This window comes from Leptospira ainazelensis (assembly GCF_016918785.1).
Classification (GTDB): domain Bacteria; phylum Spirochaetota; class Leptospiria; order Leptospirales; family Leptospiraceae; genus Leptospira; species Leptospira ainazelensis.
Genome location: NZ_JAFFPT010000072.1, coordinates 309886 through 325237, shown reverse-complemented (window position 1 = coordinate 325237; position 15352 = coordinate 309886). Strand labels below are relative to the sequence as shown.

Sequence of the window (15352 nt, the reverse complement as noted above, 5' to 3'; positions counted from 1 at the left end):
AATGTTAGACGCAAAAGAATCAAACGAGCTCATTCAGCAAAGAATTCAGAAAATCGAAGAATTAAAAAAACAAGGAATCAATCCTTATCCGGTTCGCTTTTTCCCCGATTCTAAATCTAAAGACATCGTAGAAAGATACGAAAAAACTCCGACCGGAACCGAAACGATCTACAAACTCGGTGGAAGACTTCATTCCAAAAGAGTGATGGGAAAAGCGAGTTTTGCACATCTCAAAGATAGCGCGGGGATCATTCAACTCTATGCCACAAGAGACGATCTCGGGGAAACGACGTATTCGATTTTCAAATCCTTGGACTTGGGAGATATTATCGGACTGGAAGGTTATCTTTTTACGACTCAAAAAGGGGAAATCACCTTACACCTAACAGGCGTTCAATTGCTTGCAAAATGTATTCGTCCCCTTCCCGTCGTAAAGGAAAAGGACGGGGTTATCTACGACGCATTCGCCGACGTCGAACAAAGATATAGAATGCGTTATGTGGACTTGGTCGTCAACGACGCGGTAAGGGAAACCTTTATCACACGAAGCAGAATCGTCTCCGAAATCAGAAGTTTTCTCACAAACGAAGGTTTTTTAGAAGTGGAAACACCGATGATGCAGCCGATCGCGGGGGGCGCCGCGGCAAGACCCTTTGTTACACATCACAATACTCTCGATATGCAGTTATTTTTAAGAATTGCGCCGGAACTCTATCTCAAACGACTCATCGTAGGAGGAATGGATCGTGTTTTCGAACTCAACCGAAATTTTAGAAACGAAGGGATTTCCACAAAACACAATCCTGAATTTACGATGTTGGAAGCCTATATGGCTTTTGGAGACATGGCTTCGATGTTGGATCTTACCGAAAGGTTGATCACGTATCTGGCGCAAAAAATCTGTGGAACCTTAAAGATTCAATACGGAAAGGACTTGATCGATCTTTCTCCGCCTTGGAGAAGAGTTACTTACGTAGATATCATCAAAGAATACAGCGGAATCGATTTTAGCCTGATTACGACGTTGGAAGAAGCTAAGAAGAAGGCATCCGAGTTAAAAGTCGACGTTTCCAAATGCCAGAGTATCTGGAAAGTCGCGGACGAAGTTTTTTCCGATAAGGCCGAACCGAACCTCATCCAACCCGTTTTTATCACGGACTACCCGACCGAACTTTCCCCTCTTGCAAAATCCAATCCGGAAAAACCCGGTTTTGTGGAACGTTTCGAACCTTACGTAGCGGGAAGAGAAATCGGAAACGCGTTTACAGAATTGAACGATCCTTTTGATCAAAAAGAGAGATTCGAAGAACAAGTAAAACAAAGAGAAGCCGGAGACGACGAAGCTTTTATGATGGACGATGATTATATTCGAGCTTTGGAATACGGAATGCCTCCGACCGGAGGACTTGGAATCGGAATCGATCGTTTGGTAATGCTTCTTACAAACTCACATTCGATTCGAGATACGATTTTATTTCCTTTGATGCGGCCCGAATAAACGGACCAAAACGTTTAAAACCGATTTTGTCTTCGGGTCTGATTCATACGCAAAAAAGCTCCTGAAGAATTCCAAGAGCTTTTCTTTTTTAGGATCGATTCGCCGGTTTAGTCATTATCTGAAAGATGTTACCCCTGAAGTCGTCTTCTCTTTTTAGGGGTTTCGGTTACGAGTCGGAGCGCAAAGTGATCCACTAAAATATCGATTCTTTCTCCAAGATTGGAAATCGAACGATCCAAGCGAGATTCTGCTCGGTGGATTTCAGACCTGAAGTCCGTTTTCAACTCGTTTCTTAAGTGCAAAAGATCGGACTTTATCTCCTTTTTGGATTCGTCCAACTGGGAAAAAAGCTGTTTCCAAACCAAATGTAAAAAACCGAAAAGTGAACCAAAACCTAATAGGGTAGTTAAAAATAAAGTTAGAAAGCTATAATCAGTCATAGCAGAAATTTTACTTTGAAAACACGAATCCGCAAGCATTTTAAAAAAATATTAAAAAAAAAGAATATACGGAATCTCAATTTTCCGACAAGAAACGCGACGCATCGATCGTATGATTATGAAATCAAATGATCCGAGGATTTTTTACGAAAGAGAGATTTAAAGAACACTACCGTAAAAAACTGAAACATTCTAAAAAGACGAAACAATCTCCAAGGTTTACTGATAATTCTCCAGACCCAGATCAGTCCTCTAAGTTTGAAAAAGTTCGGAGCTTTTCTTACTTTTCCGGAAAGAATGTCGAGCGAGCCGCTCACTCCGATGATCACGGAATGACCGAAAAATGCTGTGTTGTTTTCGATCCAGATTTCCTGTTCCGGAAAATCCATTGCAAGAAAGATAATATTCGGACTCGTTTTACGAATCGATTCCTTGACCATCAATTCTCTCTGCGGATTCATATAACCCGCGTGACGTCCTACGATTCTTACACCCGGAAAATGTCTGGAAAGTGTAAAGTAAACTTTTTCGATTACGTCCTCTTTTCCGCCGAGCATAAAGATAGAATAATTTCTGAGTTCGCAAAGACGAACCAAGTCCATCATCAACGCGATGGGAGAAATTCTTTCCTTGAGATTTTTTCCGAGCCTGGTCGCTGCCCACTGTAGACCCGCCCCTTCCGCAAGAATCAAGGTCGCTTTTTCCGTGATCCTATGAAGTTTTTTCCCCTTTCTTACCGACATGATCTTGATCGGATCCAAAAAGAGAACGTGATGAAATCTTTCTTTTTCTTCTAATAAACGGTAGATCTTCGCAACGGCCTCGTCTTGGGAGACGTTATCAAAGGGAACCCCGAGAATATCCGTTTTTCCTAATGTTTCCGTCTGAATGACTTGGTAATCCAGGAGGTAATCCCGATCGTCTTTCGCGGAGAGGTGTATGATTTCACCAGGCTTTTTCATCCTAAAGGCATCCTATACGACATAAGTTCAGAGTCAATTGAAAGTTACCGCTTTCCAGCGCGGATTTTTTCAGCCGCAGCTCGAAATTCTTCCTCCAAACAAACCATGGAAATGCTGGAGAGTAAGAAGGAACCCTGTTCTAAAATCGAATCCAAATTGGACACTTGGATTCCTCCGATCAAAGTTACCGGTAGAGAGACGGTCTGAGAAAGTTTCCCCAAAGTTTGAAGCCCCACTGCGGCTTTGGCGTCTTCTTTATTTTCCGTTGCGAAGATCGGGCCCAGGCCGGTATAATTCCAAAAAGAAGAATCCAACGCCTGCACTTCTTCCACGGTATGAGACGAGGTTCCTAAAAATAAATTCGATTCTCGAAGAGATACTTTTTCCTCTTCGTTCAAAGATTCGTAATCTTCCTTTCCAACATGGGCCCCAAAACAATCCAGCCGGATCGCGTCCTTCCAATAGTCGTTTAAAATCCACGGAATCGAAGGATATTTATCTAATAGAGTTTTTACGAGAGAATCCAATTCTTCGGAGTTTATATTCTTCGCCCGAATCTGAATCCAAGGAACAAGATCCGGATATTCCATCCAAAGTTTCGGAAGTTCAAAAAAGTTCAGATTTTTCTTTTTGCAAAAGTCTAAATCCAAAATCGGATACAAACCTGAATTCTTCCAAACGTTACGATCAACCACCGCCGACAAACCTTAGAATTTCGAGTTGGTCTTCTTCCAATAATTCAGTTTGATTCCAAAACTCTCTCTTAAGAATCATTCCATTTCTTTGGATCGCGACCATCTCCGGTTTAATCTTTAGGTATTCTAATAAATCTGAAATTTGGGACGATTTCAATTCGGAAAGGGGAAGTTTTTTTCCGTTCACTTTCATAAGGACAACAAAAAAAGTTTGCGTCGGTTTCCGTCTCTGTCCAATCTTTTTTGATTTACGAGGAATTCCTTGGTAGGGAACCTAACCGTATGAAGAAACTGTCTTCGATCTTTTTTATTTTCCTTCTGTTCTTCCTTGTTCTAAGTGGTTGTAATTCCAGAAAAGATGAAACCACCGATAAGGCCGTTTTCAATTATATCCTCGCTTGTGGTCCGGGTGGAACGATCGATTCCTGCAACGCCGTGTGTGCGGAACGTTGGGGTGCGACGGCAACCAGCGCCAATCTGCAAAATCTCAACACATGCACAAGCGCTTGTACTACAAACTGCAATATCGTGAGTTTGTTTCTGCAATACAGCGCTCTCAACAAGTAAAGTATCGAAATAGCGAGGCCGCAAAAATTCCGGCGGTCTCGATTCTCAAAATCGAATCTCCTGCTCTTACGCCCAAAACGTCCTTCTCTTTTAAAAGATCGGTTTCCTTTTCTCGAAATCCTCCTTCGGGTCCGATAATCCATATCGAATTCCGAAAGTATTCGGGTTCCAATTTCAATTCCCCCCTCGGATCCATAAGATAATAAGAATGAACTTTGTCTCGGGGTGTTTTAAGAAAATCCTTGAGGGAAACCGGGGATAACACTTCCGGAAGAAAGATTCTTTTGGATTGAGCGGCCGCCTCTTCCGTGATCTTCCGAGCTCTTTCTAAACTAAAGTCCTTTCGATCAGATTGTTCGAAGTTTAGAAAATAAAAATGAGTAAGACCAAGTTCGGTTCCCTTTTGCAAAAGCCATTCCAGACGATTTCCTTTCGGGATCGCGGTCGCTATTCCGGAAATTCCGTCCAGTTTCGAATGTGTTTTTGTTTCTTTGAGAATTCCGCGGTTTGTGTTGGACTCGACCTCATAGATCCACTCGGATCCGATTCCGTTCAAAACGCGAAGAAGTTTTTTTTCGGAATAAATCCGAAGCGCTTTGAGATGAGAAATATCTTCCCGAGTTAAAAAAAATTCCCTTTCAGGATCCCAGCCTCTTCGAAATAATATCGTTTCTTCCAAAACGAAATTCCTATCTGTTTAAATTTGCGAGTTCGAACAAGGAAGCGTCCGGCTTTACTTCCTTATCTATTTCAGTATATTCTAATACGCTGATGGACCCGGTATTTAAATCCAACATTTCCAATCGATTCGCAAGTTCTTCTTTTCCGATTTTTTGGTTTTGTTTTACTTTTACGGGCCCGTATTTGATATTCATCGTCTTAAAAAGAACCCCGTCTTTGTCGTGAAAATCGAGACGTGTGGGTTTGAGAGAATCCAAATCCAACAAAAGAATGAGTTTGGAATAAAAATAAGGAATGATGGGTTTGAGAGACACCCTCTTAAAAGAATGATCCGAAGTTTTTAGATCGCTCTGTACGATCGGGTTGTAGTTGGCCTGATAGGAAACTCCGGAGAGATCCATAAAACTAAAACCGGTGGAAAGATGTTGTTCGTATTTTTCCTCGTCCACTTTTCGAAAGATCTTTTTCGAAAACACGTTGAAGGCGTAGATCTGCTCGCCTTCGTCTTTGATGAGAATTTTGTATTCCAATCCCCGTCCCCTGCTTTCAAAAAGATAAAGTGTGTCCTCGTCCTTTCGAAAGATATTTACGTCCCAGCTCCAGGTTTCTCCGGATCTTCGGATAAGAATTAGGTTTCCTTTGATCAATCCTTGGTTCGACTTTACCAAGGCTTGATCGAGTCGCGCTACCAATTCCTGCGCGACTCTCGGACCGGCGGATCCTTGCGGGTTTGTTTCTTGGCTAGGAACGGTAAACGCCAAAAAACTTATGAGCAACGCAAGAATCCGAATCAAACTTACTCCGCCCTCATCGTGGGCGCGCTGAAAGAATAAAGCCCATGAACTGATCCCTGCGCCTGCGCGGATTCGGATCGTCTTTCAAAACGAATCGCTCCGTTTCTTAGCGCTTTATGAATTTCAGGAATGGATTTGTATCCCATGTCTTGGAAAGAAAGTCTGAGCCCCTGGGATAAATAAGGAATAAAGTTGAGAATGGACCCGCGATCCACTACCGATCCGCTCACACCCTGGGCCACTTTTACCTTTTGGCCTTCGTTAAAATAACGTTTGTCCCCGCCGGCTTTCATGGCCTCGATCGACGCCATTCCTCGGTATTTTTTGAGACGGATTCCATTCTCATAAAAATACTCTCCGGGAGCTTCGGTGGTTCCTGCAAACATAAATCCCATCATACAGGTAGACGCGCCGATCGCAAGGGAGTTCGCGATATCTCCGATATTTGAGATTCCGCCGTCCGCAATGACAGGAACGTCATATTTTGCGGCATGTTTCGCGGTCTGGAAGACGGCAGTAGCCTGGGCTCTTCCTACGGCCATCGTATCCTGAGTGATACAAATGGACCCCGGACCCATTCCGATCCGAAGACCGTCGGCGCCCGCTTGGATAAGATTTTCGGCTTGTCCACGTGTCACTACGTTTCCCGCGATCACGTCCAAATTCTTAAATTCTTTTTTGATAAACTGAATCATCTCGATTTGATAGTTCGAATTTCCCTGCGCCGAATCGATGATGATCACATCGACTCCAGCTTCGTAAAGAGCCGCGACTCTTTCTCTCGATTCCATCAACGTCGATACCGCAGCCCCACAACGAAGTCTTTTACTTTCGTCTTTTGAGGCATCCGGAAATTCTTTGTTCTTCTTTAAGTCGGATCGACTTACAAGTGACACCAACTTTCCATTGGAATCCAAAATCGGCAACTTTCCGATCTTTGATTTTTTGATGATATCATTCGCTTCTTGTAAAGTGATACCCGCTTTGCCGGTGATCACATTTGTGGTCATCACTTTATCGAGTGTGATGTCTCTGTTCTTTTCAAAATCGATATCTCTGTTGGTAACAATTCCTACAAGTTTAGAATTTCTGGTTCCGTCTTCGGTGACTGGGATTCCAGTGAAACCTTTGTGTTCTTTGATCCAATCCAAATCTTTGATTACGTTCTTTGGTCCGAGGATCACGGGATCTGTGATGAATCCGTTTTCAAAACGTTTTACTTTCTCTACAAGAGCAACCTGCTCTTCGATCGTGTTGTTGTAATGAACGATTCCGATTCCGCCCATCAACGCCTGCGCGATGGCCATCGCAGATTCGGTTACTGTATCCATCGGTGAACTTATAAAAGGTCGTTTTAGTTTTATATTTCGAGTCAGTCTGGTTTCAAGCTCAACTTCGGAGGGATGGAAGTCGATAAATCCAGGGAGGACGAGAAAATCTCTGTAGGTTAGGCCGATCTGAAGACTGAAAAGTTCGTCTCCGGATAGTCCGTCTAAATATTCGGAGTCGCGGTAAGTTTGGTTTGACATTCTTATTCCTTACCTAGTACATAAAAGGTAAACAGAGAACTGAGATCAAGAGAATTTCCCCTCCTTTGCTTTGAAAAACTATGGAAACCATTCAGAGAAAAAAAAGAGATAAAGAAAGGGTCGCGGACCCTGCAAAAAAGTTTCACATTATTTCGAAATTTCTCGTTAAAACGGACATCGTCGCGCAGTCTCCGGGCGTCGTAAAACAGATCGTTAAAATTTTGCAGGTTTCCAAAGACGCCACAAAAATTCTTATACAAACCCGAACACCAAATGCGTTTCCGCTCAACAGTCATGTAACACTTACAAAACTCCTCGCAAAATATGTGGAATTGGAGTGTGAAGTATTGGATGAAAAACCGGGAAACCAGTTGATTCTTGCCGTATCCGATATTTCGATCGCGAGCAAGGAGCGAAGTCTCAATCGAATCGCTCCTCAGGAAGGCGCCGTTTGGATCACAAATATCCGCACGAGCAAAACGACGATCGACGCAAATCTTTTTAACATTCCGACTTCGGTCAAAGTCAACTTTGCGGACTATGAAACAAAGTTAAAGTCGAAATTCGACATTCTTAAAATCGACGTTTTTAGCACTATCGGAGACAAGTTCGATATGGTCAAAAAAACCCGGAAGATCCTTTTTATTCCGGATACACAAAAGCCTGCAAGTTATGCGCCTTTTGATCGGGAAGGTTTTATCGACTACGAAGCCGAAATCGGAGACAAGGACGATATCCGTAAAAAGATCATCGAGTATGCCAACCAAAAGATCCGCTCCGAACTGATCGTTCCCGTGATTTATCTCAACCACGAGGAACAAGCGATCCCGATCGGCTACGTCCACGCTCAGAACCGAAACCGAGCGATCGACATCCTGGACGTGATGGAAATAAAAACCCTAACCTTTGAAATGGTGGACCGCATCCGGGAATCGAACACGGTTCTGGTAAAAGAAAGATTTCCGATCGTCAACATTTCTACGGGAGGGTTAAAAGCCAAGATCAACCATCCCGATCTCAACCAAGACCTCACAAAAAGAGCGGGATTTACGTTCGATATCTTTTTTAAAATGCAGGCCCCCCTCACCGCTTTCGGCGTGATTCGATCGGTGACAAAGGATCCCGATGGGAATTTATTCGTCGGTCTTTCGATCGAAGGGAACTCGTCCCGCCCCGGTGAAAGAAAAAAATACATCGACAACGTCAATCGTCTTCTTGCGGAAGCCAACCAAGCTCAGGCCTGAGTCGTTGAAGAGAAATTTTAAAATTTTCTAATATTCAGGAACTTGCACGTCCACAAAAAGGACGTGCCCGTCCGGAAGACGTTTGCTGTAGGTGATCAAAAGAATACCGTAACTGATATCGTAGTATGGATTGCTGATGATCCATTCCGCTCGCGTATCTTTCATCGATTTGTAGAACTGTTCCAGAAAATACGGTCTCCAACTCCAATTTCTTCCGATAAAGGAATCGTCGGTATCCATCGACACTTCTCCGATTCTCATATAATTGGGAGAAACCTGACTTCCGATCAGACTTGTGACGTAGATTCTAAAAACGAAATCGCTGAGAACGCTCGGATTCTGAATCTGAACCCCGTGCAGATCCCCTTCTTCATGGACCGTGATTCCGGAAAGATTCAGTTTTTCTTCCAGTTCATTCTCTCGTTTGATCTGCTTCATCAACTGATAACGTTTATAATTAAAAAAGAGTTCGTGCAAGGTGGAGAATCTGAGCTTTAATTCTTCTTGCCCGATCATATCGGGAAGAGCTTCCGCAAAGTAGAATCCCTGTAAAAAACGAGCGCTGTAGGTAAGAGATTGAAAGAGTTCTTTTTCGTTTTCGATTCCTTCGAAAAGAAGAGAACAACCTAACGATTCCGAAAGACGGGAGATCGTGAAAAGAATTTCCTGAAAATTTCTGGAGGTCACTGAATTTCTTAACATCTGAAGATCCACTTTCAAGATGTCGGGATGAAAGATTCCGATCCGATCCAAATTGGAAGAACGAGAACCGAGATCGTCGATCGCAACCAAAAAACCTTCCTTCTTGTAACGAGAAATCAGAGGCCGAAGACTTTCCAGACTTCCGTCAAAATGTTCTTCCACGATTTCGATTACGATTTTGGAAGGATCCAAACCGAGTTCCTTTACGAGACGAATCGTAAAAGAATCCTCCGTTTCCTCTTCGATATGATCCCTCATATAAGCCGGAGAAATATTGAGAAAAAGTTTGGCGTCCGGAAACAGATGTTGTTTTTTGAGAAGATGTAGGATCGCCTTCTTTCGAAGATCTCGATCCACTTCCCTTTTGAGATTGTAAATTTCTTTCCGTTCCTGAGGATCCAGAACTCCGGTTTCTGCGTCCAAAAAAAACGGACCGAGAGAATGAACATTTCCGGATTGATCCCTAAACCTTCCCAAGGTTTCATATCCGAAGATAGAATCCCTTTCCACGGAAAGGATCGGTTGAAAATAAGGAATGATCTCCCCGGACTGGAACCAATTATCCCATTCTACTTTCGTCTTCGGAAGCGTGCCAAGTGGCCTGATCATTCAGTTACAGGTTTTTCGCCTCTCCCATTCCTACAAGGAAAATCCGACCCGTATAAAAAAACATGAGTATATTAGGACCGTTTCCAAAAACTCGATTCGGTAAAGGGATGTAACTTTGAAACGCATTTTGTATTTCACATTCAGCATTCTGCTGATTTTATTCGGTCTCTACTCCGCCTATCAAATGCGTTGGATTTCGGATGACGCGTTCATTTCCTTACGTTATGCGAAGAATCTCGCCGAAGGAAAAGGTTTGGTTTTTAACGAAGGGGAGAAAGTCGAAGGTTATACAAATTTTCTATGGACCCTTCTTCTCTCCTTCTCTCACCTTTTTGAAAAGATCGATCCTATAGTTGTTACCTATGTCTTGGGAATTCTTTCCTTTTTTGGTATTTGTATCTATTTATTAAGATGGAATTTCAAAAATTCTTCCCCGTTGTTTCGGTTTCCATTCGCCCTTTCCTGTTTTATTCTCCTCTATCACAACCGCGTTTTTGCCACAGGAGGTCTCGAAACTTCTTTGCACGGTCTTTTGTTCCTGACGGCTTCCTATCATCTGATCTTTGCAAGAAGAGTAACGTTTTACGATTGGGTTCCCGGAATTCTTCTATCGGCTTTGAGTTGTCTCAACCGTCCGGACGGACTTTTATTTCATACATTAGCCGGGGTTTACGTTTGTTTAACGATATTTCAGGAAAATCGAAATTCTTCCTGGAAGAACGTGGTGTGTCGGAGTTCTTTCACATTTCTTCTTTTCGTTTTCGCGAGCCCTTCACTGTTTTATATATGGAAATTGGAATATTACGGAAATCTGTTGCCGAATACGTTTTACGCCAAATCGGGAGGCGATTTTTATCTCGCGCAAGGACTTGTTTATTTTTTTCTATTTTTGAAAATGTATTACGCCTTGGTTCCAATATTCGGCATTTCCCTTTTTCTTTTTGTCCGAACTTTACAAAAACGATTTCGTAAAACAAATCCGATTCGCGACTACCGTTGGATTCTGCTCTTTTTATTCCCCTCTTTGTATGCCGCGTATTATACTTGGATCGGCGGAGATTTTATGTTCTCCCGATTTTATCTCCCGATTCTTCCCTTAGTCTTTGTTTGGGTGGAATCCGGTCTTTTCTCCGAGAAGTTTGAAAATTCTTTCCTAAGAAAATTTTGGAACAGCGCCGTTTATCTTCTTCCGATTTTCATCCTTCTCCGCTGGGACGTTTACAAAGGCGAACCTCTTCCCATTTTGTTCAACGTCGCGGATGAAAACCAAATCTACAAAAGGGAAACTACCGAAAGGGTCAAAAACCTGATTTCTCCCTGGAAAAAACACTTTGAAACTTCCCAAGTAAAAGTCGCTTTTGCGGGGTCGGAATGTATCTTTATCTATTATCTCAACCCGGTTTTGGCGATTGAAACGGAAGCAGGACTTACCGATCCGTTTATCGCTCGACTACAATCTAAAAAACGAGGAAGAATCGGACACGAAAAACCGGTTTCTTTAGAATATTTAAAAAAAAGAAACATACAACTTCTTCTTTTTACCAATTCGGAGATTTATACCAATGACTTCGATTCGTTAAAGGTTGAAGATCTTGGTGTGACTTGGAAAATTCTAAACTATTCCCCGTCGACGATGAATGAACTTGGAAAAATTCCTTCCTTCTCCTTTTTACGTTTTGAAAATTATCTCGACCGCTATCAAAAGACTTACCGTTTACTATCCCCAAATCTTCGAAAAGAGAAGTATCAGATTTTTGAGGAATACTACTTCCAAAATTCGAAAGATAAAAATAGACAAGATTGGTATCGAAAGAATTTGTGATTTTTTACAAAATCGGTCTTTTTCAATCGGGAGAATCTTGATTGCTAAAAACGGGGATCGAAGATAGTCTGCATATATCTTCCGTTCATTGACCAAACAAGAACTTAAATGAGTCAGTTTCTCAATTTAAAAATTTTACCGCTCATCCTTCTTTGTTTTTGCTTCGGCTTTTTGTTTTTTTTTGATCCTTCCAATCCGGCTCTTTCGAGAGACACTTTGGTGTTCACCCTCTTCGTTTGGAGCGTTTGTTTTGCGATCGCCTGGAAGAAAAAATTAAACCGAATTCATCCTTTCTTTTTTCTTGCCTGTCTTTTTCTCATAGGAATTTCCACGATCAACGGGATCAATCGAGCGCCGGTTGTTTACTTTCCCCAAAAATTAAATCTGAAACTTCTGTATGTCGCGGCGTTTTCGTTTTCCATTTTTCTTTTTTTAAAAAACGTTCCTCCGATCTTTCTTTTTATTCACACGATCGCGTTTGCTTCGTCTCCGCCTCTTTTTTCCAGCATCAAATCGATTCCGGTTTTGATCTTTGTGTTGGCCTCGTTTTTGTATCTAGTTCCGAAACGAATTCGTTTTCAAAGGATTCACTGGATTCTTTCTTCCTTTTTTCTCTTGGTTTTGATTTCGGCGTATTTCTCTTACAAATCCCAGGCCGGATTCTTACAACTTTCTCTTCTCCTTTCGGGGATCGGAATTTTCTTTCTAATCTCCGCATACCCAAGCCGAGCGATCAAAAAGGGTCTTCTTTTGATTCTTTCCTTTGATCTTCTCTTAAACACCGTAAATCTTTTTTCAGCGATTCATACGATGTGGCCTTTTTCGATTTTGGAACCTCCTCTTCTATTGACTTATGCGGGTTTTCCCGTTTCGGCGATTGCGGTGATTTCGGCTTTGACCGGACTCGTCGTCTTATACGCCGCTTCCCAGTTTCCTTCCTATTCTTGGCTTCTCGTTCCCGGCGGGATCCTATCGATCTATCTTACTTTTTTGAACCATTCGAGAGCGAGTATGCTGGCCTTTCTTTTTGCGGGGATTTGTTTTATTCTTTTACGTTTGGGAAAAAGGAAGTCTTTTACGAAGGTAGTCTTGCCCACCGTTTTCGGTTTTTTACTCATCGGTTTGGGAATCTATTTTTTTGTCGCAAAAGAATCGCTCACACACTATTTAAGTCCGGAAACTCTTTGGATTCGTTTTTCTCTCTGGACATTTCATTTTCAATCGGTGTTTCAAAACGCGCCTTTTTTCGGACTTGGTCCGGATGCGGATTCTCTTCTTGCACATCTTCCGGGCGTTCAATCGACAACCGTTGGTTACTCGGATTTTTATCTTTTTTTACATTCGTTTCGTTCTTATCCACAGGCTCATAATCTCTACGTCGAGGCTTACACTAGTTTCGGAATTATAGGATCGATCGTTTTTCTTTGGACGTCTTTTCATCTTGCCTATCTTTCCTGGAAAATGTTGAGTTCCAAAAGTCGCGCGATTGAGAATTTAGGAACGTTTATCTCCTGTATTCTTGTCTTTGTCGCCTTTCACGAATTTTTCGATTTTAATCTTGGGGAACAACACTTTCTAATACCCGGCGCTCTCTGCGTTTCCTTGTTACGGATCAGGGACGGTCTTAAAAACGGAACGATTCAAACTGAAAAACGTTTTTTTCAGCTCTCTTTCTACGGGGCTTTGCTCGCGATTGGTTTGGTTTGTTTTCAGTTGATTTGGGAACAAAGACTGAGAAACCTGATCCTCGCATCCGTTCAGAACGAGATCGAACTTGATAATTTCCTAATATACAAAGAGAAAAACGTCTTAGGAAATCGAAAAAAAGTTTCCTATCCGATGGAAGAAATCGCCAAAAACGAAAAATGGATTCGTTCCGAGGAAAGCCTTGTTTTGGCGTCCTTTATTCTGAGAAAAAAAAAGGAATACGAACCTCTCTCCTTGTCGCTACTTTCAAGATGTATCCGTCGAAATCCGTATTCTTCCGTTTGCAGAAAAGAAAAGGCGGACCTTCTTAGAAAAAACGATCCGCTTTTGGATATACGAAAGGAAATCGAAGAAGCAAAAAAGACGGATCCGTTCCACATCATTTTTACGGAATAAACCCCAAAATGTTAAACCGACTGACCCAACGCTACTTTCGATATTCGATCTATTTTCTTATTTTTGGATTTCTAATATTCAATCGTTCTAAACTGGATCGTGTGATTCCATTTGTTTCGAGCGATTCCGAAATCAAATACTATCAGACGATAGCATTTGCCCAAAACGGATTGGAGGCGATTTCAAAATCAGAATGCGCCTATCCCGGAAAAAACCTCGATCCCGAGTTTCGTTTTTTCCCTTTCGATTATCCGTGGGCATTTCTCAAAGTGAACTCGAAAGGACATTGTTTATTTCAATATCCTCCGCTTTTTGCCTTGGTAAACGGCCTTCCCGCTTATATTTTCGGTCCTAAGATCATCACTTTTTTACCACTTCTTTGTCTGTTTGTTTGTATGATCGTTTTCGATCTTATTCTTTCCCTTTATATAAAACCGTCTTGGGTAATTTTAATCGGAACCTTAATTCCGTTTGCTCTCAGTTTTCCGGTCCTATCTTCGGAAGAATTTTCAGAGGTTCCTTTAAACAATCTTCTCCTTCTTTCCTTCGGATTTTTTGCGATAAGATCGCTTTTTAGAGATACTATAGTCGAGGAAACACATTCGGAACATTCTAATTTTAGAATATTCTCATGTGTTACCGGCCTTCTCGCAGTCACCGCTTTTTTTCTCAGAACTGAATCCGCATTTCCGATCTTTCTTTTCGGACTTCTTTCTTTTTTTCAGAATGAAACCAGAAAAAAAATCAAAGAATATCTATTCTTTGCCGCGATCGGAGCAGGTATTGCCTTTGTAACGATCGGATTTTTAAATTTTGTCTATTCGGGCCATCCGATGGGAATTCGATTTCTCGTGAGTTCCGGAGACGCAGTCAGCCAATTTTCCCTTTCCAAACAGGTCGGCATTTTTCGGGGTTATCTTTTCGGAGACGAAACAAAAACCGGACTTTTAAAAGCGGCGCCGTATGCGGTATTAATTTTAGGAATTTTATCCAATCTTGTTCGGAAGAAAAAAATAACCGGAGAATCCTTGTTTGGAATCGTTGGACTCGGAACAATCTTTTCCATCTCGTTTTTAAGTCCTTATACCGCAGGCGTTCATCATTTCGGTTTGCGGTATTTAGAATCGGGTTTTATCTTTCTGTCGGCGGGAATTCTTATCTTTTTATATCAGAGAAGCGTAGAATTTCCAAAAGCGGGAATTATTCTCGTCCTTTTGGCGTTTGTAAGTTTGTATTACAATTACAAGTTCACGAGAGAAGGATTTAAGATTCTTTTCGGCGCCGTCACACCCTACAATGAAATCCAAACCGAATTTCAAAAGAGAAAGATCATAGTCCACAAAGGACAGTTCACCAATTATTTAATCGGCTATTCTTATCTCACAGCGATCCATCTTTCCGTCACAAACTCGAAAGACGCTTTTGATCTCGAAGAAATTTTAAAAAAACAGAATATAGAATCCTACTCAATTTTAGAATACGGCCTCGAACCTCCCAAGGATCCGAATCTTCCGGAAAAACAATACCGGGAAAAGATCGCTGTTCGTTTTCCGGATCCAAATCGATTTTACAGTTTAAAAGATCAAAAGAAAGTTTTGGATTTTACCTTAAAAACTTATTCGCTACGATAAGAATTTTTACTCTTCTTTTTCGAATTCGGCTCACGTTCTTTCAAGATTCTTCAAAGGAACTTTTACTCGCGTTTA

Annotated in this window: 14 protein-coding genes; 6 read left to right on the top strand and 8 right to left on the bottom strand. The window is 41.8% G+C overall.

The features are described 5' to 3' along the window. Nucleotide 1: 1 nt before the first annotated feature. Nucleotides 2-1498 (top strand): lysine--tRNA ligase, encoded by a 1497-nt coding sequence (gene lysS / locus JWG44_RS18185; protein ID WP_205276402.1) that lies wholly within the window; start codon nucleotides 2-4, stop codon nucleotides 1496-1498. A gap of 128 nt (nucleotides 1499-1626) precedes the next feature. Here the strand turns inward: lysS and JWG44_RS18180 are convergent, their stop codons facing one another. The 4 genes from JWG44_RS18180 to thiS all read right to left on the bottom strand — a co-directional run bounded on the left by JWG44_RS18180 (nucleotide 1627) and on the right by thiS (nucleotide 3788). After that, on the bottom strand, nucleotides 1627-1938 hold the full coding sequence (locus JWG44_RS18180) for a hypothetical protein (protein ID WP_205276401.1): 312 nt from the start codon (nucleotides 1936-1938) through the stop codon (nucleotides 1627-1629). Nucleotides 1939-2054: 116 nt separating this feature from the next. Then, complete coding sequence (locus JWG44_RS18175; RefSeq protein WP_205276400.1) at nucleotides 2055-2900, bottom strand: WecB/TagA/CpsF family glycosyltransferase; 846 nt, start codon at nucleotides 2898-2900, stop codon at nucleotides 2055-2057. A 44-nt stretch (nucleotides 2901-2944) separates the two neighbouring features. Further along, complete coding sequence (locus tag JWG44_RS18170) at nucleotides 2945-3595, bottom strand: thiamine phosphate synthase (RefSeq protein WP_332460808.1); 651 nt, start codon at nucleotides 3593-3595, stop codon at nucleotides 2945-2947. Beyond that, complete coding sequence (gene thiS / locus JWG44_RS18165; protein ID WP_205276399.1) at nucleotides 3588-3788, bottom strand: sulfur carrier protein ThiS; 201 nt, start codon at nucleotides 3786-3788, stop codon at nucleotides 3588-3590. The genes JWG44_RS18170 and thiS overlap by 8 nt, the downstream gene beginning before the upstream one ends. A gap of 89 nt (nucleotides 3789-3877) precedes the next feature. On the opposite strand from thiS, the gene JWG44_RS18160 reads away from it, so the two are divergent. Next, nucleotides 3878-4162, top strand: a complete 285-nt coding sequence (locus JWG44_RS18160) for a hypothetical protein (RefSeq protein ID WP_205276398.1) — start codon at nucleotides 3878-3880, stop codon at nucleotides 4160-4162. On the opposite strand, the gene JWG44_RS18155 is transcribed toward JWG44_RS18160, so the two are convergent. From JWG44_RS18155 to guaB, 3 genes are read right to left on the bottom strand one after another with little or no spacing between them, the layout of a single operon-like run. Then, a complete protein-coding gene (locus JWG44_RS18155; RefSeq protein ID WP_205276397.1) occupies nucleotides 4152-4841 on the bottom strand; it encodes a 16S rRNA (uracil(1498)-N(3))-methyltransferase in 690 nt (229 codons plus the stop codon). The two genes, JWG44_RS18160 and JWG44_RS18155, sit on opposite strands and share 11 nt — an antisense overlap. A 10-nt stretch (nucleotides 4842-4851) precedes the next feature. Continuing rightward, the gene (locus JWG44_RS18150; protein ID WP_205276396.1) at nucleotides 4852-5637 is read right to left on the bottom strand and encodes an outer membrane lipoprotein-sorting protein; all 786 of its coding nucleotides are present in this window, start codon (nucleotides 5635-5637) and stop codon (nucleotides 4852-4854) included. Between the two features lie 2 nt (nucleotides 5638-5639). After that, complete coding sequence (gene guaB, locus JWG44_RS18145) at nucleotides 5640-7166, bottom strand: IMP dehydrogenase (RefSeq protein WP_205276395.1); 1527 nt, start codon at nucleotides 7164-7166, stop codon at nucleotides 5640-5642. An 80-nt stretch (nucleotides 7167-7246) separates the two neighbouring features. On the opposite strand from guaB, the gene JWG44_RS18140 reads away from it, so the two are divergent. Next, entirely contained in the window at nucleotides 7247-8410 is a 1164-nt protein-coding gene (locus JWG44_RS18140; RefSeq protein ID WP_205276394.1) for a DUF1577 domain-containing protein, read from the top strand. A 27-nt stretch (nucleotides 8411-8437) separates the two neighbouring features. Here the strand turns inward: JWG44_RS18140 and JWG44_RS18135 are convergent, their stop codons facing one another. Then, nucleotides 8438-9721 carry an EAL domain-containing protein gene (locus tag JWG44_RS18135; protein ID WP_205276393.1) on the bottom strand — a complete coding sequence of 428 codons (1284 nt, stop codon included), beginning with the start codon at nucleotides 9719-9721 and terminating at the stop codon, nucleotides 8438-8440. Nucleotides 9722-9836: 115 nt separating this feature from the next. Between JWG44_RS18135 and JWG44_RS18130 the strand changes: the two genes are divergently transcribed. From JWG44_RS18130 to JWG44_RS18120, 3 genes are all read left to right on the top strand, one after another. Further along, nucleotides 9837-11543: a hypothetical protein gene (locus tag JWG44_RS18130; protein WP_205276392.1), complete on the top strand. Its 1707-nt coding sequence runs from the start codon at nucleotides 9837-9839 to the stop codon at nucleotides 11541-11543. Between the two features lie 108 nt (nucleotides 11544-11651). Continuing rightward, nucleotides 11652-13646 (top strand): O-antigen ligase family protein, encoded by a 1995-nt coding sequence (locus JWG44_RS18125; protein ID WP_205276391.1) that lies wholly within the window; start codon nucleotides 11652-11654, stop codon nucleotides 13644-13646. Nucleotides 13647-13654: 8 nt separating this feature from the next. Then, nucleotides 13655-15277, top strand: a complete 1623-nt coding sequence (locus JWG44_RS18120) for an LA_3751/LA_3752 family putative glycosyltransferase (RefSeq protein WP_205276390.1) — start codon at nucleotides 13655-13657, stop codon at nucleotides 15275-15277. Nucleotides 15278-15352: the final 75 nt, after the last annotated feature.